The following is a 17,917-nucleotide window of genomic DNA, read 5'->3' on the forward strand; positions in this document are numbered from 1 at the left end:
CTTATCGCCATGCCACAGTTGGTTTTCAGGTGGCGGTGCGTTGTTGAAAACCTTCTCAAGGAAGATCCGTCATGCGTCTGTTGTCTCTGCTGTTCACCCTCGTTCTGCTCGCCGGTTGTGCCTCCACCCCGGACTATTACATCTCGCCCAAACCAGTACAGATTCCCGCTACCGCCACTTACTGGATCGATACCTTCAACCTGCAGTTGGTCGGCGAGAGCGAGCGCTTTCTGCCCGAGGACAAGTTGCGCCAGCAACTGGGCATGGAGTTGATCCGGCAATTGGGCAATGCCAATCGCTACGCCGCCACCAAGGACAGCGCCGACTACCTGCTGGATGTGAATGCGGTGTACAAGCGCCGCCTCAGTGATTCCAAGGGTGGGCTGGTGTCGATGGTTGTCGATGACAATACGATCCTGGCCAGTGTCGATTTCGGCTACAAGGTTCAGGTCAGGCGCGACGGCGCCGAGGTGCTGCATTTCGCTCAGGAGCGCAATGGTTTGCAGCCTGCCGGGGCCATGGGTCAGTTGCGCAATATGAAGACCATGTTGGGGGCGATCACCAACAGCGGTAATTCTGATGTGGAGAACTTTTACATTCGCGCTCTGCCGAAGTTCATCGTTCGTGATATCACGGCCATTCCTTCTCGTTGAGTGGGTGTGTAGCGGGATTGTAGGAGCGAGCTCGCTCCTACATGGGGATCAACGTGCTTTTTGGGTTACAGCTTCTTCACCGGAATGCAGATCTCACACTCCAGCTCTCCCGTCTTGAGGTCGTAGTACGCATCCGCCGGGTAGCGCTCGAAGGCCGGGCGTGGGTCGAACTGCAGGCCGCTCTTGGGTAGCCAGTCGCGGCACAGTTCGATCCAGGCGTCGGCGATAGCTGGGCCCAAGCCGCGGAAGTGGGCCACGGCGTACAGGCCGCCGGGCAGGGTGGTGACGACGGCGGGGGCGCTGGCCTTGAAGTCCTTGGGCACTTCGACGCAGGCGTCGTAGCGGCATTTGTCGGCGGGGGTGAGGTCCGGGTCGTCGTGGCCGATGCCATAGCGCACGTGGTTGAACAGCTGGTGTTCGAGCATCCAGGGCATGGCGGTTTCGCGCCAGAACAGGCCGATGCCGGGCCCGTAGGCGCCGATGTAGCGCAGGTAGGCCACGCGGGTGGCGGGCAGTTGCTGCAGGGTGACGTTCATGCTGGTTTCCTTCAGATGAATGAAGGCGTCAGGATCGTCGAAGGCCGGGATGTGGGTCTGATCAGGATTGCTCAATTCACGCAGGCGGCGTTCGCGGATGTCGTCGAGGCGGCGGTGCCAGCGTTTGGGTTCGGTGTCGCGCCAGGTGCTGGGTGAGACCGAGAAGTGTTGCTTGAAGGCCCGGGAGAAGGCTTCGCCGGAGCCGAAGCCGACATCCATGGCGATTTCCAGGATTGAGGCTTCGGGGCGGCTGGCCATCAGATAAGCCCCACAGGCCAGGCGCCGACGCCGCAGGTAGGCCCCGAGGGGCTCTCCGACCCAGGCGCTGAACAGGCGGTGGAAGTGGTAGGGCGAGAAATGCGCCACCCGCGCCAGATCAGCCAGCTCCAGGGGCTGGTCCAGGTGTTGGTCGATATGCTCCAGCACCCGGCTCATGCGCAGGGTGTATTCGTGGAGGCTGTGGTAGGCGGCGCTCATGTTTGCAGATTAGTTGGCTGTGGGGCGGACGTTGCAGTCTGCCGCAGATTTGTGCCGTTTGTGAGAGCGAATCGCCTGTCGGTACGATTCGCCGGCAGCCGGCTCCTACAAACGCCCCGTAGCCGGCTTGCCGGTGAACACGATCTTAAGCATCACCACAGCACTGGTGGCTTCCCTTGCCTTCGGGTGTCTGTTCGTAGCGGTCATGGAGGCGGACCCAGTCCATGATCTGCTCTTCATTGCGCCCTTTGGGCGTCAGATCGAGGAAGTTATAGGCTCCCACCAGCAGGTCCAGTCCGCGGGCATAGGTGGAGTAGGTGTGAAAAATCTCACCCTGATCGTTGCGATAGAACAGGCTCAGGCCGGGCAACTCGGCTTCATCGCCACTGGCCTGTTCATAGTTGTAGGTCGCGGTGCCCGCGGCTAGCTGCTGGGCGCTGAGGCTGACACCGAAGTCCTGATTGAAGTCGTCACCGGCACTGGAATACCAGTCGAAGCGCCAGCCCATGCGTCGACGGAAGCTCTGGAATTGGGCATAGGGCGCGTGGGAGACAGCCACCAGCGTTACGTCGTGATGGGCCAGGTGCAGGTTGGCGCCGTCGAAGTGGTCCGCAAGAAAGGAGCAGCCCTTGCAGCCTTCTTCCCAGCCGGCGCCGAACATGAAGTGGTAGACCAGCAACTGGCTACGCTCGCCGAACAGTTGCGCCAGGCTCAGTGCTCCGTCGGGGCCTTGAAAGCGGTAGGGCTTGTCGATCTTGACCCAGGGCAACGCCCGTCGCTCGGCACTGAGCTGGTCGCGCTGGCGGGTAAAGGCCTTTTCATGGATCAGGTGCTGCTTGCGTGCGAGCAGCCATTGTTCCCGGGAGACCACGGGGTGATCGGTAGTGCTCATGGCGTTTCTCCTCAAGGCAGGGGGCATGGGTCTTACACACGCTAGTCGTTTGGCGCAGGGCTGGATCGACAAGCTGCCCAGCGGTTTTCCGATCAGGGGTCAGGCTGGCGCGGCGTATTTCCTGAACGGCTGAAAACCCGGTCGGTCACAACCTATGAACGGCATTTCATTCTCATGTCTGGAGGTTGAACCGCAATGACCACATATAACTGGGATCTGATTGAGCGACTGCTGCACGAAGTGCAGAACGGCGCCGGCCACAGTTTCACGCCTCGCCCCTACGCCGAGCAGCATGCGGCGGCCAAGGAGGCGGAGGGTGAGCCCACCGGCAATCTGGATGAACTGAAAGTCACCGCCACCCAGTACGAAAAGTTGCTGCTGGACCGGGGTTTTATTGAAACCAGGCCCGAGGAAGAAGGCGGCAACGGCGAGAACTTTGTACTGACGCCTCGCGGCTCAAGCCTGCTGTGTCTGATCGACAGCAGTATTCCGGGCAACGATCACCCGCGTCAGGTGCTGGATGAACAGGCTGATGCCCTGGCTGCGGATACCTTTGACGAGGTGGCCTCCAAGGCGCAGATCGCCTAGTTTCGCGATGCTAGCCCTGACTCGCGTTCTGCAGGCATTTCAGGGCGGCGAAGTCCTTGCGTACACCGTCGATTTTCTTCAGCAGGTGCTGGCGTTGGTCCACGCTGCTGGCGGCCATCAAGTCAACCAACAGGCTGCGTGCGGCCTGTTCGGTGTGGGCGTAGGCCTGGCGGTAGTCGTCTGTCCATAAACTCTCGCGGTTGATCAGCAACTGCTCGATGCGCTGTGGGAAATCGCTGTCTCGGCGTTGCGCCACCGCGGCGCTGAATTGCGTCTGCCAATGGACGCGATTGGCGATCCACTGCTGGTTCTGCTCTCCCAGGGAGGCAGACCATTGCTCGATTCGTTGTTGCTGGCTGGGGGTCAGGGGGCCGAGCCAGGCATTCAGACGCTTGCTCATGCGCTGACTGCGCTGCTGGATCTGTTGCGCCAATGATGGCGTGAGGTACTGCTCGCGGTGTTCTTGCTGGTCCTTGGCGAAGGCGTTGTTCATCTCTTTGACTTGCCCGTCGTCCAGGCCCTGGAGCAGTTCTACAGCGGAAGGGGTGATCTGCCTTACAGTCTCGGCGATGGCCTGCTTGGCTTCCCGGGTTCGTGCTTGCAGGTCCTGATCACTGACCTGATTGCTCTGCACCATCAGTTGCAGGCGATCGAGCCAGTCCAGATAGCCGGGCAACTGGGTGCTGCAATGCCAGCTCAGGTGCTGCTGCAGACGCTGGTTGAACCAGCTTTTCTGCTCGCTGTTCATGTCCAGGTAGTCGTTGAGGGTCCAGGGGATGATTACATCCAGGTTGCGATAGGCCAGGCCGACTCGGCTGCAGGCGCCGAGCAGCAGGCTGAGGATCAGCAACGAGATAAGCAGGGGCCACTGGCGCACCATGTTCGAGTCCTTGCGAGTTCGGGTTCCTGCATCTGAACCCGGAAGGCTGCCAGCCGTTCAGTCGCAGGGCGGAAGGCCGGCAGTGATGAACTGGGAGTTGGCTGAAACTATTGATCCAGAGAGCTGAAAGGATAGCGGCCAGGAACAGCGGATAAGGGCCGTTGGTCGACTTTTAGTGCTAGGGGGAGGAGAGAAGGGGTGCCAGTCCTAGCGCTTTGAGGGCAAAGCGCTAAGGGACCAGGATAATGCGGGGGAATTACTTTTTGCCGAGGCTGATCTGCTTGGATGGGCCGAAAGTCTGGCCGCTGACGCCTTTGGCAATTTGCTGGATTTCGCCGCCCGATTTCAGGAAGGCCGCGATTTGTTCGTTGATCGATTCGCTGGTTTCAACGGCGGGAGCTGGTTTTGCTTTGCTGTTGGAGGCTTTTACTCGCATGGCGGCCATTTAACCTTTTGGAAAATTAATTTGGCCAGGCATCTTATCAGAAATACTTGACAATTGCTTGGTAAATATCCTCTGAAACAAAGGGTCGTTTTTTGGGCTTTTTCCTTAAGTTGATCTTGCTGACATCTTCCTAAGTGGCTGTTTTAAATAAAGACCCGTTACTGAAAATGCGGCCTGGTGGCTGTTTGCCCTTACCCGGCAGGTCGCTGTTGGCCTGACGAATGGCCGCTTGAGCGCCAGTGATGCTAGAAAAACCAAGGCTCTTCACGGAATTTTCCGGTCCGGGACTCAGGAGCGCCAACCTGGGCGTGGAAAACAGGTAGAATGCCGCCCACGCAATGAGGGTATTGGAAATGGCTTTAGTCGGGCGCTACAACAGTTTGCAAGTGGTTAAACACACTAACTTTGGTTTGTATCTGGACGGAGGGGCGGACGGCGAAATATTGCTGCCCAATCGTTATATTCCCAAGGACATTCCCAGTGAAGATGAAGACTGGTTGAATGTTTTTGTTTATCTGGACAGTGCCGACAAGTTAATCGCAACTACCGAAAAGCCGAAAGTTCAAGTTGGCGAGTTTGCCAGTCTTAAAGTCGTCGAAGTTAACAGTATCGGGGTATTCCTGGATTGGGGATTGCCCAAGGACCTGCTGCTGCCCTACTCGGAAGAGAAGCGCCAGATGAATGCCGGCGAGTACTGCGTGGTGCATGTCTATCTGGACAAGCACACCCGTCGTATCACGGCCACGGCTCGCCTGGACCGCTACCTGGACAAGACTCCGGCCAACTACAAGGTTGGTCAGGAAGTCGACCTGTTGGTGGCTGAATCCACCGACATGGGTTTCAAGGCGATCATCAACAACAAGCACTGGGGCCTGATTCACAAGAACGAAGTGTTCAAGTTCCTGCGCTCCGGCATGCAAGAGAAGGGGTTCATCAAGGAAGTGCGGGCCGATGGCAAGATCAGCCTGAGCCTGCAACCGGTGGGTGAAGAAGCGGCCACCAGCCTGAACTCGAAGATCCTCGCCAAGTTGCGCGAAAACAATGGCTCTCTGGCGGTCAGCGACAAGAGCGATCCGGCCTTGATCAGCAGTTTGTTCGGGGTCAGCAAAGGCAACTTCAAGAAGGCCATCGGCGCGCTCTATAAACAGGGCCAGATTGTCATTCACGCAGATCGTATCGAGCTAAGCTGATTCTTGTTTCGCTCTGGGGTGGATGTGCTTAAAGCCCCACCTCTTCTATGTCTCGTGTTGCTTGTCTTTCCTTGTGCGGCCGGCCTTGCAGCACGACGGCTGGGCGCGCGCCTGGAGGCGTTGTCTTTTCCACAGCGGGTAGCTGTCATGTCGATGAATCAATCTGAGGGACTGCGGTGAGCATCGAGCGGCGCAACGCCGATGGTTTTGCCCTGCAGGTGATGCTGGGGTTGTGCCTGATCTGGGGCGTGCAGCAGGTGATGATCAAATGGGCGGCGGCGGATATTGCCCCGGTGATGCAGGCGGCTGCTCGTTCCGGGATTTCGGCGCTGCTGGTGGCCCTGCTGATGTGCTGGAAAGGGGGCTGGTCCCAGGTCTCCAGTACCTGGCGCGGCGGTTTACTGGCCGGCGCCCTGTTCGGCCTGGAGTTCCTGTTCATTGCCGAGGGGCTGAAGCTGACGAGCGCCGCGCATATGTCGGTGTTCCTCTACACCGCCCCGATCTTCACTGCCCTTGGGGTCAATTGGTTGCTGCCCAGTGAGCGGCTGCGGCCGTTGCAATGGTTGGGGATCATCCTTGCTTTCATTGGCATCAGCATCGCCTTTGCCGGTGGAATCTCCCTGGACAATCTGGATCGGCGCATGCTCCTGGGCGATGTATTGGGATTACTGGCGGGGCTGGCCTGGGGCGCGACCACGGTGGTGGTACGCGCCTCGCGATTGTCGGAAGCGCCAGCCACACTGACCCTGTTCTATCAGTTGATCGTCGGGTTCGTCGGCCTGCTGCTGATTGCGGTGCTCAGCGGCCAGGTGACCCAGGTCAGCCTGACCCCGGTTGCCGTGGCCAGTGTGTTGTTCCAGGGGCTGGTGGTGTCGTTCTTCAGCTACCTGACCTGGTTCTGGCTGTTGCGTCGCTATCTGGCGGCGAACCTGGCGGTGTTTTCGTTCATGACACCGATGTTTGGCGTGACCTTCGGCGTGCTGTTGCTGGGTGAACCCTTGAGCCTCAACTTTGTGCTGGGGGCGCTGCTGGTGTTGTTGGGCATCACCTTTGTCAGCGCCGAGCAATGGCTGCGTCGGCGGATCAAGCGCTTTCTATAAGCCGCTGCCCATGCGCCTGCCGGGCAGGCGCCACAGGCGCTGCGGGCCAATGGCTGAATAGCCTTGGCCGATTCGCTTCAATCCAGTAACAGTTCATTGCTATTGCGAGGCAGCGCGCGGGAAAAGTTAGGACTATTATCTGCTTGAGGCGGCGCAGTATCGCCGCTCGGCACGACCCTGAGGGGGCACTATGAAAGACAAACTGCAAAGCTGGCTGCACGACCTTGGCGTCGCACTGGGCCTGATCGAGCCACCGCTGCAACCGGTGCCGATTCCTACCGACGAAGAACTGCGGCGCCGTCAGCAACGTCGTCGTTGAGCTCAGGGCGAGAGCGGAGTGCAGACTCCGGCTCTCGCCAGGGTTTTCTGGCCGGCAGTCGCTCGGCCATCCACCCGAGGCAATCGGGTCAATCCTGATTTTGCCAGGACTTTTCCAGCAACCATTGCACCAGGTCGTCGACCTTTTCCAGGCGCCAGAGCGCTCGCTGTTCTTCCCGGGGGGAGATGCAGAGATCGAACCTGTCCTCCAGGCGCCAGAGCAGCGCTTCGATATCCTCCCGGTCGAGCCCGAGTGCTTGCAGAGCGCTTTGGTCATCGAAGTCGGTGAGTTCATCCAGCCCCCGACGGATGAGCAGGTGTACGGCCACGCGTGCTTCGGCCCGTTTCATCGCGTTACTCCCGAGGAGCGAGCAGGTCAGGCGGGACGGGCAGCGTCGGCGCGGGTCTTTTCCAGGATGACCTGGCTGAGTTCGCTGATGGAGTTGATCCGGTACAGATCAAGGTCCGGATCAAGGCGGATGCTTGGCTGGATGTCGAAACGGTCCATAAACACCTCGGGGCAGGGGAGAGGTTCTGATTGTTTTTTGACCCCGTCCAAGGGTGAAGCGATAGCGTGCCCTGAGGCTGCCAGCGATCCTTGTACTGTTCAGTAACAGTCGTCGCTGAATCAGATTACAGCAGAGGTTTTTTCCGGCAGTGGTGACCGCTCGTCCAGTGGGCGGCTTCCTGGGTCGGGCTGAAGCGAGCGTCACCCGGCGTTGTGGCACTTTTTCGTGGACGAAAAAAACGGGTGCGGCCACCGACGCCGCACCCGTCGAAGAAAGCTTCAGGCGTCTGACTTCAGGTCAGATCGCGTTGGCCAGAGGCACCGAGCGCCGGGAGAACAGGCTCACCACCACGAAACTCACCAGGCCCACGGCCAGGCTGTAGTAAATCGGTGTGTTGGCGTCCAGGCCGTCCTTGAACATGAAGAACAGCGCGGTCATGAAGCCCAGAGACATACTGGTGATGGCCCCGGCCGTGGTGGCGCGTTTCCAGTAGATGGCGCCGATCAGCGGAATCAGCATGCCGCCCACCAAAAGGTTGTAGGCCAGGGTCAGGGCACTGATCACGTCGCTCACTACCAGGGCGATACCCAGCACCACAACCCCCAGCAGCAACGTCGCGATGCGGTTTTCATGCACGTCGCCATTGCCGCTTTCACGGCCACCGCGCAGCCGCGGCAACAGGTCCTGGGTCACGGTGGTGGAGGCCGCCAGCAGGCCGGCGCTGGCGGTGGACATCAGGGCTGCCAGAGCCGCGGCAATCACCAGGCCGCGAACGCCGTTGGGCAGGCTGGTCTGGACGATGCTGGCGAAGGCATTGTTGACGTTATCCAGATCCGGCAGGACCACCTTGGCGGCCATGCCGATCAGCGCGCCGGCCAGGCCGTAGAGCACGCAATAGATGCCGGCCGCGGTCCCGGCAACCTTGGCTACCCCTTCGCTGCGGGCGGTGAACACTCGTTGCCAGATGTCCTGGCCGATGAAGATGCCGAAGAAGTAGATCAGGAAGTAGGTGAGGATGGTGTCCCAGCCGATGGCGGTGAAGTCGAAATAGCTGGCGGGCAGTTTGGCCACCAGGGTATCCCAGCCGCCGGCATCGACGATGGACAGCGGCATCAGCAGGAACACCAGGCCGATGGTCATGATCAGGAATTGCACGATGTCGGTCAGGGTCAGCGACCACATGCCGCCGATGGTCGAGTAGAGCACCACCACACCGCCGCCCACCAGGATCGATACCCAGAACGGCAAGCCGAACAGCACTTGCATCACTGTCCCAATGGCAATGGTGGAGGTGGCGCCGATCATCAGTGCGTAGACCAGCATGATCAGTCCGCTGGCGTGGCGTGCCGCGGGGTTGTAGCGGCGCTCCAGCACTTGGGTGACGGTGTAGATCTTCAGTTTCAGCAAGGGTTTGGCCAGAAACAGGCTGAGTCCGACGATGCCCAGGCCGATGGCGCCGCAAAGCCAGAAGCCGGAAATGCCGTGGACGTAGCCCAGGCGTACGGTGCCGATGGTCGAGGCGCCGCCCAGTACGGTGGCCGCCATGGTACCCAGGTAGAAGCCCGGCCCGAGGTTGCGGCCGGCTACCAGATAGTCATCACGGGTCTTGGCCCGGCGCATGCCGTACCAGCCCAGGGTGATCATGCCGGCGGCATAAATCAGTACTACGAGAATATCCAAGCCCATGTTCGGGTCCTCACAAGCAAGTTGTTATTGTTGTTGCCACCCGCCGATGCGGACGGTCACCCCGTTGACCAGTGGAGGCCGGTCTTCCGGAAGAGCTGCGGTTGCTGGGGCAGTTCAGGCCAAGGGGGGCCTGTTTCGAGAGAGGTCGTACAGGGTGCTGCGTCGAGGGGCGGGAATCTGGGCGTCCCCGTTGTTCATGTTGTTAAGGCTGTTTTCTTTATTGTTATTCATGATCTGCTCCGACCACGTTGGCTAAGGTGTTGCGCTCCTTTGCATGACGGTTCCATGGCCGCGCTCGTGCTTGAGCGCGGCACCAGCCCTCCCAGGGCCGAGACTCAGCGGTGGGCCACGCCGGGCAGTACGCAGAGCATTTCGTACAGCAGGTTGGCACCCAGCAGCGAGGTGTTGCCGGTGGTGTCGTAAGGCGGCGAAACCTCCACCAGGTCGCAGCCCACCAAGTCCAGGCCCTGGCAGCCACGGACGATCTCGATGGCCTGTATGGTGGTCAAACCGCCGATTTCCGGGGTGCCGGTGCCTGGAGCCCAGGCCGGGTCGATGCCGTCGATGTCGAAACTCAGGTACACCGGACCGTTGCCGACCTTTTCACGGACTTCGGCCATCAGCGGTTCCAGGGATTTGTGCCAGCACTCTTCGGCCTGGACCACACGGAAGCCCTGCTTGCGGCTCCAGTTGAAGTCTTCGGCGGTATAGCCCTGTGCGCGCAGGCCGATCTGCACCACGCGGTCGCAGTCCAGCAGGCCTTCTTCCACTGCGCGGCGGAAGGTGGTGCCGTGGGCGATCTTCTCGCCGAACATGTGGTCGTTGACGTCCGCGTGGGCATCGATGTGCACCAGCCCGACCTTGCCGTGTTTCTTGTGGATGGCCCGCAGGATCGGCAGGGTGATGGTGTGGTCGCCGCCCAGGGTCAGGGGAATCACGTTGTGTTCGAGGATGCCGTCATAGGCTTCTTTGATGATGCGCACCGCGTCCAGCAGGTTGAAGGTGTTGATCGCCACGTCGCCGATGTCGGCCACCGACAGCGAGTCGAACGGAGCGGCACCGGTAGCCATGTTGTAAGGGCGGATCATCACCGACTCGGCGCGGATTTCCCGCGGGCCGAAACGGGTGCCGGCGCGCAGCGAGGTGCCGATGTCCAGAGGCACGCCGACGAACGCAGCGTCCAGGCCGGCGGCGGATTGCAGATGGGGAAGACGCATCATGGTGGCGATGCCGCCGAAGCGCGGCATTTCGTTGCCGCCCAGTGGTTGGTGGAGAATCTTGTCCACGGGATAGGCCTCATCGTTGTTTTATATTTATGGGGCTGAGGGCGCAGCAGGTATCGCCCGTTCAACCGATTGGGCCGATTCTGCGAAATGTAGTGAGGGGAAAGAATCGCTACGAACAAATACTTAGTTCAGATTTTTCTAAACTAATGGCCGGGGTCGCGCTAGACTCCCGCACGGCTTCCAGGGCCCTGCGTGGTGAGTGAGCGAGCATCCGCTCGGTGGCGTAGCCACCGTTATCCGGGTTGCAGGGTCTGGTTGAAAGTGCGCATGGAGGTCATCGGGGCTGCTTGGTCGCCCGGCGTCAGTACGCTCTCTTGGCACAGGGAAGTGGTTGTTTTGCCTGTTATCGGAGCCTGTCATGGCCAACGCTTTACCTGATCTGAAACTATTGCGCATCTTCGTCAGCGTGGTGCGACATCAGGGGTTCGCCAATGCCCAGCACGAACTCAATCTCTCGACGTCGGCCATCAGCACCTACATGAGCCAGCTCGAAGGCGCCCTCGGTCTGGTGCTCTGCCACCGTGGCCGTGGCGGGTTCAGCCTGACCAGCAAGGGGGAGCTGTTCCACCAGGAGACCTTGCGTCTGCTGGGGGAGCTGGAGGGCTTCGAACAGTACGCCGCGGCCCTCAAGGGCGAGTTGCGCGGCACCCTGAACCTGGGGGTGATCGACTCCACCGTCAGCGACAAGGCCCTGCCGTTCGCCGAGGCCATCGGCGCCTATAGCCAGGAGCATCCGGCGGTGCATTTGCACCTGTCGGTGATGAGCCCCCACGAACTGCAACTGGGGGTCCAGGACAACCGCCTGGACCTGGCCATCGGCGCCTTTTCCACGCGCATGAGCGGCCTGGTGTACATGCCGCTGTACCGCGAGCAGCACTGGTTGTATTGCAGCAACCGGCATCCGCTGTACAGCGAGCGGCGCATTCCGGAGCAGGTCATCACCCAGCAGCGCATGGTCGGCCGTGGCTACTGGAGCCAGGCGGAACTGGCCCGGCACGGCTTCAAGCACAGCGCGGCGACTGTCGAAAGCATGGAGGCGCAGTTGATCCTGGTGCTGTCCGGCGCCTACATCGGCTACCTGCCGGAACACTACGCCCAGGCCTGGGCCGACAAGGGCGACCTGCGGGTGCTGCTGCCGGCAACCTTCGGCTACCAGGCGCCGTTCTCCATGATCATGCGTCGTGGCCGGGGCCGTGAACCCCTGATCCAGACCTTTCGCGATCTGCTCAAGGCCCAGCTCAACCAGTCATAAGGAATTCCCATGTCCAGAGCACGCTGCGAGCGTTGCCTGCGTCCCACAGGCCATTGTCTGTGCCCGCTGATCCCGGATTTGCCCAGCCGCACCCGGGTGTTGCTGCTGCAGCATCCCAGTGAGGTCAACCACGCCTTGAACACGGCGCGGCTGGCGGCCCTGGGGCTGAACAATGCGCAGTTGCGGGTGGGTGAGGTGTTCGAGGATTTGCCGGCGCTGCTCGCTCAACCCGGATACCGGGCCTGCCTGTTGTTCCCGGCGGACGATGCCCAGCCGCTGCAGGCCTATGCCGAGACCGATGAACCGCTGCTGCTGGTGGTGCCCGACGGCACCTGGCGCAAGGCCCGCAAGCTGTTGCACCTCAATCCGCTGCTGGCGGCCTTGCCGCGAGTGACCTTGGCCGCCGCGACGCCCTCGCGCTATCGCCTGCGCAAAGCCCCGGGACCGGGTGCGCTGTCGACCCTGGAAGCCATTGTCCAGGCGTTGCAGGTACTGGAGGCGCCGGCCTCCTTCGAGTCCTTGCTGCGCCCCTTCGAGGCCCTGATCGAAGGGCAGATCGCGGCGATGGGCGAAGACACCTACCAACGCAACCACGGCGCCAAACCCTGAGTTTTTCTGTAGGAGCGGGCTTGCCCGCGAAAGCACTCTCAAGTCTGCGGCAAAGTCAGAGGGCCTCTTCGCCGGCCAGCCGGCTCCTACGTAGCCGGCAGTCAGCGTTCGCGCATGGCTTCGGTGCGGGCCTTGAGCACGGGCTTGAGCAGGTAGTCCAGCACGCTTTTCTCGCCGGTGATGATGTCCACCGTGGCCACCATGCCGGGGATGATCAGCAGTGGATTGGCGTCGCCCCCCAGGTGGTTCTTGTCGGTGCGTACCTGGATCAGATAGAAGCTGTTGCCCTTGTCGTCGGTGATGGTGTCGGCGCCGATCAACTCCAGCTTGGCGCTCAGGCCGCCGTAGATGGTGTAGTCATAGGCGCTGAACTTGACCATGGCTTTCTGTCCGGGGTGCAGGAAAGCCACGTCCTGAGGCCGGACCTTGGCCTCAATCAGCAGGTTGTCTTCCATGGGCACGATTTCCACCAGATCGCTGCCGGGCTGGACTACGCCACCGATGGTGTTGACCTTGAGCAGCTTGATCACGCCGTGCACGGGCGATACCACCGTGGTGCGGTTGACCCGGTCATCGATGGCGATCCCCGACGCGGTGATCTTCGACAGGTCGGTGCGTTTCTCGTTGAGTTCCTTGGCGGCATCGGAGCGGAAGGTCTGCACCGATTCATCGATCTTGCTCTTGATCTCGTTGATGGCCGATTCGGCCCGTGGAATGGCCAGGGTAGTGGCGTCCAGGGAGCCGCGAATCTCTACCGCGCTGCGCTTGAGCCGCAGGATTTCCACCGGTGACACGGCGCCAGTGCCCACCAGGGGGGCCGACATGTTCATCTCTTGATTGAGCAGGGCCAGGCTGGAGCTGTATTGCCCCTGCTTGGAGCGAAATTCCGCCAGTTCCTGGGTCTTCTGCCGCAACTGTTCGCTGAGGGTGCGCTGCTCGCTGGCCAGGCGTCGCTGGCGTTGGTCGTACAGCGAGCGTTCGTCTTCTGCCACTTGCGGCGCCTTGCTCAGCACTTCGGCGGATGGGGTGAAGGGCTTGCCTTCGGCTTCGGCGGACAGACGCTCGACCTGGGCCATCAAGGCGAAGCGATCCGCCTCGCTCTCGCCCTTGTTCGAGCGAAAGCGCGTGTCATCCAGGCGCAGCAGGGTCTGGCCCTTGTCCACCATCTGCCCCTCGCGGACGAAAATCTCGGTGACAATGCCACCTTCCAGGTTCTGGATCACCTGGATCTTGCTTGAAGGAATGGCCTTGCCTTCGCCCGTGGTGACTTCCTGGAGCACCGCGAACCTGGCCCATACCAGCGCGCAGAGGATCAGCGCGGCGGCGATCCAGACCGTCAACCGTGATCTGCGGGGCGAGTCTTGCAACGAGGCCTCTGCGGTTTCCGGCATGAATTCGCTTTCCGCGCTTCGGCGAAAACTGCCCAGGTAACTGCGGGGTGACGATGGTGTCGACATGCTCGGCACTCCTAGACGGCTGCAGAGCCAACACGGCCCTTGCGCAGTGCATCGATAACCGCGTCTTTCGGTCCGTCGGCGACAATCCGTCCTTCGTCCAGAACCACCAGGCGGTCCACCAGGCTGAGCATCGAAGTGCGGTGGGTCACCAGCAGCAGAGTCTTGCCCTGGACCTTGGCGTGCAGGCGCTGACGCAGAGCGTCTTCGCTGCTGTTGTCCATGGCGCTGGTGGGTTCGTCCAGCAGCAGGATCGGCGGGTCCAGCAGCAGGGCCCGGGCCAGCAGCACCGCTTGGCGCTGGCCGCCGGACAGCAGTTGCCCACGTTCACCCACCGGCCGGTCGAAGCCTTGGGGGTGGGCGCGGGCCAGTTCGGTGACCCCGGTGAGCTCGGCGACTTCGAGCATTCGGGCATCGCTGATGTAGCGCGCGCCCAGGGTCAGGTTGTCCCGCAGGCTGCCGGCCAGCAGCGGCAGGTCATGGGCGACGTAGCCGATCTGTTGACGCAGGTCGGCCACGTCCAGTTGTCGCAGATCCAGGCCGTCCAGCAGCAGTTGGCCTTCCTCCGGGGCGAGAAAGCCCATTAACAGCCGGGCCAGGGTACTTTTCCCCGAGCCGCTGCGGCCGATGATGCCGACCCGCTCTCCGGGCTTGAGGCTGAAACTGATGTTGTTCAGCGCCGGGGTGCTTTGCCCGGGGTAGCGAAAGCTCACTCGGCTGACTTCCAGGGCGCCGTGCAACTGAGTGCGCTCCAGAGGCCGCTGACGGGCATCGCGTTCCTGGGGCAGGGCCATCAAGGCGTCGGTGCTGCGCATGGTCAACTGCGCCTGTTGGTAGCGGGTGATCAGCCCGGCGATCTGTCCCAATGGCGCCAGGACTCGACTTCCGAGCATATAGGTGGCCACCAGGGCGCCGACGCTGAGGTTGCCGGCGATGATGCTGTAGACCCCGGCGACGATGGTGGCCATGCCGGACAACTGCTGAATGAACAGGGTGCCGTTGGTGGCCAGGGCCGAGAGGTTGCGGGCGTGGCTGTCGAGGCGGGTCAGGGCGCCGTGGGTGCTTTCCCACTTGTGCTGGCGTTCGCTTTCGGCGCTGCAGGCCTTGAGGGTTTCCAGGCCGCCGAGGGTCTCGATCAACAGCGCCTGACGTTCGGCGCCCAGGGCCAGGCTTTTTTGCACGGTGTCCCGCAGGCGCACCTGGATCAGCATGGCGAAGACGATAGTGATGGGGAACGCGAGTATCGGGATCACCACCAGCCAGCCCCCGAGCAGGCCGATCACCACCAGCATCAGCAGGGCGAAGGGCAGGTCGATCAGGCTGGTCAGGGTCACGGCCGTCAGAAACTCCCGCAGGCCCTGGAAGTCGTGGATGCTTTGGGCAAAGCCGCCGATGGTGGCTGGTCGGGCCTTCATGTTCATGCCGGTGATGCGTTCGAACAGGGTGGCGGAGAGGATCACGTCGGTCTTTTTCCCGGCCTGGTCCAGCAGGTGGGCCCGTACCACCCGTAACACCAGCTCGAACCCGGTGCCCAGCAGCAGGCCCAGGGTCAGCACCCAGAGGGTCGAGGTGGCCTGGTTGGGCACCACCCGATCGTAGGTCTGCATCACGAACAGCGGCACCATCAGGCCCAGCAGGTTGATCAGGAGGCTGGCGAGAATGGCGTCGCTGTAGAGCCAGCGCGAGAGCTTCAGGGTGTCGCGAAACCAGGCGTCGACCCTGGGCACCAGGGGGCTGCGCAGGTCTTCGAGTTCATGGCGGGGGCGTGCGAACAGGGCCTGGCCGCTGTATTCCCGGGCCAGTTCCTCGCGGCTCACCCACTGCTCGCCACCTTCGGCCTCGCTGGGCAGGATCAGGGCCTGGCCATCCTCGCCCCAGCGCCTGAGCACTGCGCAACGACCGCCTTGGAGGATCAGCAGCACCGGCAGGTTGAGAGCGGATATCGCCCCCAGTTCCCGGCGCAGCAGGCGAGCCTGAAGGCTGGCCCGGGCCGCGGCCCGGGGCAGCAGGTCGAGGCTCAGGCGTTGCTTGTCCAGGGGCAGGCCTGCGCTGAGGCTGCCCCGGCTGACGTTGCAGCCGTGGAGTCGGCACAGGATCAGTAATCCGTCCAACAGCGGGTCATCGAAGCTGGCACGCGGATCGGCGTGCGGGCTCCCGGGTTCGAGGCTGGTCAAATCGAGTCCTCCACGGGACTACTTCATTTCCGGCAGGCGCGCCTCGCTTTTCACTTCGCTTTGGGCGATGGCTTCGGCCGGTACCACGACTTTTTCCTTGCTCAGCAGTTCGCCCATGTTGGCCAGTACCCGGTACATGGAGAACTCTTCGGTGTAGCGCACTTCGGTGTAGCGGCGGTTGGCGTTGTACAGCTCGTTTTCACTGTCCAGAACGTCGAGCAGGGTGCGTTGTCCGAGGCCGAACTGGTCCTGATAAGCGGCCCGCACCCGGGTGGTGGTTTCCGCATATTCCCGGGCGGTGGGGGTCTGTTTCTTGGCGTTGAGCATGGCGTTCCAGGCCAGGGTGATGTTTTCGTTGAGCATGCGCAGGGCGTTGTTGCGGATGTCCATGGCCTGGTTGATCTTATGCGCGTTGGACTGCAGGCGGGCCTTGTCACTGCCGCCGCGGAACAGGTTGTAGTTCATGATCACCCCGACCCGCCATTCGTTGTCGTGGCCCAGGTCGCCCTGCACATTGTCGTTGGCGTTGACTGCGGCCTCGGCGTCGAAGCGTGGATAGAAGGGCGACTTGGCCACTTCGTACTGACTCTCCGCCGCCTGGATGTCAGCCTGGGCGGACTTCAGGTAGGGGTTGTTCAGCAGCATGCTCTGCTTGGCGTCGTTGAGGTTCTGCGGGATTTCGCCGCGGATCGACGGCAGGCTTTCCAGCTCGTCGGGCAAGCGTCCGACTGCGCTGTAGAAGTTGGCCTCGGCATCGGCCAGGTCGACCTGAGCGGTGTCGTAGTTGTTCTCCGCCAGGGCACGCCGGGCCTTGGACTGGTCGAGGTCGGCGGTACTGCCCACGCCTTGCTGGCTGCGCAGGCCGATCTGGTCGTTGACCCGCAGGTGGGCCTGCAGGTTGTTCTTGGCCAGGGTCAAGAGTTCACGGCGCTTGAGCACCTCCAGGTACACCTCGATGGTGCGCAGGGCGAGGCTTTCGGCGGTGCCGCGGGTGAAGTAGGCCCGGGAGTTGACCACCGACTGGGTGCGGCCCACTTCATTGGCCGTGTTGAAGCCGTCGAAGAGCATCTGCCGCAGGCGCAGTTCCGACTGGGTGTAATTCAGGGTCTCGGTGTTGTGGTTGCCGGTGCCGCGTGCCACCCCGTAGCCGCGGGTGGTGCTGTTGTCGCTGTAGCCGCGGCCATAGCCGGCATTGAGGTCCAGGCTGGGATAGAAGCCACCCTTGGCCACCTTCACATCCTCGTCGGCAGACAGCCGGTTGTTCTGGCTGGCGCGAAGTTCAGGGTGGTTGTCCAGAGTGCTCTGGATCGCTTCAGTCAAAGACATGGCCTGAGCCGGGCTGACGCAGATTGAGGCCAAAAGAATTGCACCGCTGAGGGGGGTGAAAACGCGCATGGGTGTCTCTCCCTGATCCAGTGAAACAGTGTTTTCGTCAAAAATATGACTAAAAAATTGAGACTTAACCGTCTCATCTTGTTTACAACAGAGCTAAGAACATCCAGAAGGATAGCTAAGAAAAAAAATTCATAAGTTTTATGCCAAAAAAAACTTATGCATGTTTGTCAAAGCAAGACATTGTTCCAATCGCAGGCCCGGAATTTTCAGGCGTTGAGGCATTTTCTGAAATTTCTGGGGACGTTCAAATTTCAGGTAGTTCAGGGCGGGGAAGTGGTTACAAGGAAGAAGGTACGGAACAGGATATGGCGGCATTTTTTTGGCGATTTCGCCTTTTGACCTGTTTCGCACAATGTAGTTGGTGAGCGATCCGAAGGCACGGATGAGGCTGTTTTGTCCGGCGCCCTGCGGTATCAGCCGTCCGACTGGTAGCAAGGGAGGGCGGGACATCAAGACTGGCGCGCTTCGCCATG

General features: G+C 61.4%; 18 protein-coding genes. 7 read left to right on the plus strand and 11 right to left on the minus strand.

Going from position 1 to position 17,917, the window contains the following annotated elements; translation table 11 throughout:
* Positions 1-71 precede the first annotated feature (71 nt).
* The gene (locus LOY69_RS07830) at positions 72-653 is read left to right on the plus strand and encodes a hypothetical protein (protein ID WP_265074353.1); all 582 of its coding nucleotides are present in this window, start codon (positions 72-74) and stop codon (positions 651-653) included.
* 65 nt (positions 654-718) lie between these two features.
* On the opposite strand, the gene LOY69_RS07835 is transcribed toward LOY69_RS07830, so the two are convergent.
* Positions 719-1,666 (minus strand): AraC family transcriptional regulator, encoded by a 948-nt coding sequence (locus tag LOY69_RS07835; RefSeq protein WP_115581841.1) that lies wholly within the window; start codon positions 1,664-1,666, stop codon positions 719-721.
* A gap of 145 nt (positions 1,667-1,811) precedes the next feature.
* Positions 1,812-2,558, minus strand: coding sequence for a DUF899 domain-containing protein (locus tag LOY69_RS07840; protein ID WP_170001295.1), 747 nt, complete (start codon positions 2,556-2,558; stop codon positions 1,812-1,814).
* Between the two features lie 195 nt (positions 2,559-2,753).
* On the opposite strand from LOY69_RS07840, the gene LOY69_RS07845 reads away from it, so the two are divergent.
* Positions 2,754-3,146, plus strand: a complete 393-nt coding sequence (locus tag LOY69_RS07845) for a transcriptional regulator (RefSeq protein ID WP_102861695.1) — start codon at positions 2,754-2,756, stop codon at positions 3,144-3,146.
* 10 nt (positions 3,147-3,156) lie between these two features.
* Here LOY69_RS07845 and LOY69_RS07850 read toward each other — a convergent pair whose 3' ends face one another.
* Positions 3,157-4,026 (minus strand): DUF6279 family lipoprotein, encoded by an 870-nt coding sequence (locus tag LOY69_RS07850; protein WP_265074354.1) that lies wholly within the window; start codon positions 4,024-4,026, stop codon positions 3,157-3,159.
* Positions 4,027-4,282: 256 nt separating this feature from the next.
* Positions 4,283-4,471 carry a hypothetical protein gene (locus LOY69_RS07855; protein ID WP_016962619.1) on the minus strand — a complete coding sequence of 63 codons (189 nt, stop codon included), beginning with the start codon at positions 4,469-4,471 and terminating at the stop codon, positions 4,283-4,285.
* A gap of 353 nt (positions 4,472-4,824) precedes the next feature.
* Between LOY69_RS07855 and LOY69_RS07860 the strand changes: the two genes are divergently transcribed.
* From LOY69_RS07860 to LOY69_RS07870, 3 genes are all read left to right on the plus strand, one after another.
* Positions 4,825-5,661 carry a S1 RNA-binding domain-containing protein gene (locus LOY69_RS07860; RefSeq protein WP_060838083.1) on the plus strand — a complete coding sequence of 279 codons (837 nt, stop codon included), beginning with the start codon at positions 4,825-4,827 and terminating at the stop codon, positions 5,659-5,661.
* A gap of 176 nt (positions 5,662-5,837) precedes the next feature.
* Positions 5,838-6,761 carry a DMT family transporter gene (locus LOY69_RS07865; protein ID WP_102878814.1) on the plus strand — a complete coding sequence of 308 codons (924 nt, stop codon included), beginning with the start codon at positions 5,838-5,840 and terminating at the stop codon, positions 6,759-6,761.
* A gap of 190 nt (positions 6,762-6,951) precedes the next feature.
* Positions 6,952-7,080: a PA1414 family protein gene (locus LOY69_RS07870; protein ID WP_011059908.1), complete on the plus strand. Its 129-nt coding sequence runs from the start codon at positions 6,952-6,954 to the stop codon at positions 7,078-7,080.
* An 88-nt stretch (positions 7,081-7,168) separates the two neighbouring features.
* On the opposite strand, the gene LOY69_RS07875 is transcribed toward LOY69_RS07870, so the two are convergent.
* The 4 genes from LOY69_RS07875 to speB all read right to left on the minus strand — a co-directional run bounded on the left by LOY69_RS07875 (position 7,169) and on the right by speB (position 10,560).
* The gene (locus LOY69_RS07875; protein WP_265074355.1) at positions 7,169-7,429 is read right to left on the minus strand and encodes an acyl carrier protein; all 261 of its coding nucleotides are present in this window, start codon (positions 7,427-7,429) and stop codon (positions 7,169-7,171) included.
* A 26-nt stretch (positions 7,430-7,455) separates the two neighbouring features.
* Positions 7,456-7,587: a hypothetical protein gene (locus LOY69_RS07880; RefSeq protein ID WP_258381420.1), complete on the minus strand. Its 132-nt coding sequence runs from the start codon at positions 7,585-7,587 to the stop codon at positions 7,456-7,458.
* Positions 7,588-7,885: 298 nt separating this feature from the next.
* Complete coding sequence (locus tag LOY69_RS07885) at positions 7,886-9,274, minus strand: sodium:solute symporter (RefSeq protein WP_265074356.1); 1,389 nt, start codon at positions 9,272-9,274, stop codon at positions 7,886-7,888.
* A gap of 335 nt (positions 9,275-9,609) precedes the next feature.
* Positions 9,610-10,560: an agmatinase gene (gene speB, locus LOY69_RS07890; RefSeq protein WP_265074357.1), complete on the minus strand. Its 951-nt coding sequence runs from the start codon at positions 10,558-10,560 to the stop codon at positions 9,610-9,612.
* A 358-nt stretch (positions 10,561-10,918) separates the two neighbouring features.
* Between speB and LOY69_RS07895 the strand changes: the two genes are divergently transcribed.
* Positions 10,919-11,812: a LysR family transcriptional regulator gene (locus LOY69_RS07895; protein WP_102878817.1), complete on the plus strand. Its 894-nt coding sequence runs from the start codon at positions 10,919-10,921 to the stop codon at positions 11,810-11,812.
* Positions 11,813-11,821: 9 nt separating this feature from the next.
* On the plus strand, positions 11,822-12,421 hold the full coding sequence (locus LOY69_RS07900) for a tRNA-uridine aminocarboxypropyltransferase (protein ID WP_253085917.1): 600 nt from the start codon (positions 11,822-11,824) through the stop codon (positions 12,419-12,421).
* 101 nt (positions 12,422-12,522) lie between these two features.
* Here LOY69_RS07900 and LOY69_RS07905 read toward each other — a convergent pair whose 3' ends face one another.
* From LOY69_RS07905 to LOY69_RS07915, 3 genes are read right to left on the minus strand one after another with little or no spacing between them, the layout of a single operon-like run.
* On the minus strand, positions 12,523-13,878 hold the full coding sequence (locus LOY69_RS07905) for an HlyD family type I secretion periplasmic adaptor subunit (RefSeq protein ID WP_102878819.1): 1,356 nt from the start codon (positions 13,876-13,878) through the stop codon (positions 12,523-12,525).
* 11 nt (positions 13,879-13,889) lie between these two features.
* Positions 13,890-16,049, minus strand: coding sequence for a type I secretion system permease/ATPase (locus tag LOY69_RS07910; protein WP_102878820.1), 2,160 nt, complete (start codon positions 16,047-16,049; stop codon positions 13,890-13,892).
* A gap of 18 nt (positions 16,050-16,067) precedes the next feature.
* Positions 16,068-17,444, minus strand: a complete 1,377-nt coding sequence (locus tag LOY69_RS07915; protein ID WP_102861704.1) for a TolC family outer membrane protein — start codon at positions 17,442-17,444, stop codon at positions 16,068-16,070.
* Positions 17,445-17,917: the final 473 nt, after the last annotated feature.

Source organism: Pseudomonas sp. B21-059, from assembly GCF_026016285.1.
Taxonomy (GTDB): Bacteria; Pseudomonadota; Gammaproteobacteria; order Pseudomonadales; family Pseudomonadaceae; genus Aquipseudomonas; species Aquipseudomonas danubii.

Bases quoted from the DNA above. Each gene is read 5' to 3' on its own strand.
- LOY69_RS07900 (WP_253085917.1), top strand. From the start codon at position 11,822: ATGTCCAGAGCACGCTGCGAGCGTTGCCTGCGTCCCACAGGCCATTGT.
- LOY69_RS07840 (WP_170001295.1), bottom strand. From the start codon at position 2,558: ATGAGCACTACCGATCACCCCGTGGTCTCCCGGGAACAATGGCTGCTC.
- LOY69_RS07855 (WP_016962619.1), bottom strand. From the start codon at position 4,471: ATGGCCGCCATGCGAGTAAAAGCCTCCAACAGCAAAGCAAAACCAGCT.
- LOY69_RS07875 (WP_265074355.1), bottom strand. From the start codon at position 7,429: ATGAAACGGGCCGAAGCACGCGTGGCCGTACACCTGCTCATCCGTCGG.
- LOY69_RS07885 (WP_265074356.1), bottom strand. From the start codon at position 9,274: ATGGGCTTGGATATTCTCGTAGTACTGATTTATGCCGCCGGCATGATC.
- LOY69_RS07915 (WP_102861704.1), bottom strand. From the start codon at position 17,444: ATGCGCGTTTTCACCCCCCTCAGCGGTGCAATTCTTTTGGCCTCAATC.
- LOY69_RS07830 (WP_265074353.1), top strand. From the start codon at position 72: ATGCGTCTGTTGTCTCTGCTGTTCACCCTCGTTCTGCTCGCCGGTTGT.
- LOY69_RS07905 (WP_102878819.1), bottom strand. From the start codon at position 13,878: ATGTCGACACCATCGTCACCCCGCAGTTACCTGGGCAGTTTTCGCCGA.
- LOY69_RS07880 (WP_258381420.1), bottom strand. From the start codon at position 7,587: ATGGACCGTTTCGACATCCAGCCAAGCATCCGCCTTGATCCGGACCTT.
- LOY69_RS07835 (WP_115581841.1), bottom strand. From the start codon at position 1,666: ATGAGCGCCGCCTACCACAGCCTCCACGAATACACCCTGCGCATGAGC.
- LOY69_RS07860 (WP_060838083.1), top strand. From the start codon at position 4,825: ATGGCTTTAGTCGGGCGCTACAACAGTTTGCAAGTGGTTAAACACACT.
- LOY69_RS07845 (WP_102861695.1), top strand. From the start codon at position 2,754: ATGACCACATATAACTGGGATCTGATTGAGCGACTGCTGCACGAAGTG.
- LOY69_RS07850 (WP_265074354.1), bottom strand. From the start codon at position 4,026: ATGGTGCGCCAGTGGCCCCTGCTTATCTCGTTGCTGATCCTCAGCCTG.
- LOY69_RS07870 (WP_011059908.1), top strand. From the start codon at position 6,952: ATGAAAGACAAACTGCAAAGCTGGCTGCACGACCTTGGCGTCGCACTG.
- LOY69_RS07895 (WP_102878817.1), top strand. From the start codon at position 10,919: ATGGCCAACGCTTTACCTGATCTGAAACTATTGCGCATCTTCGTCAGC.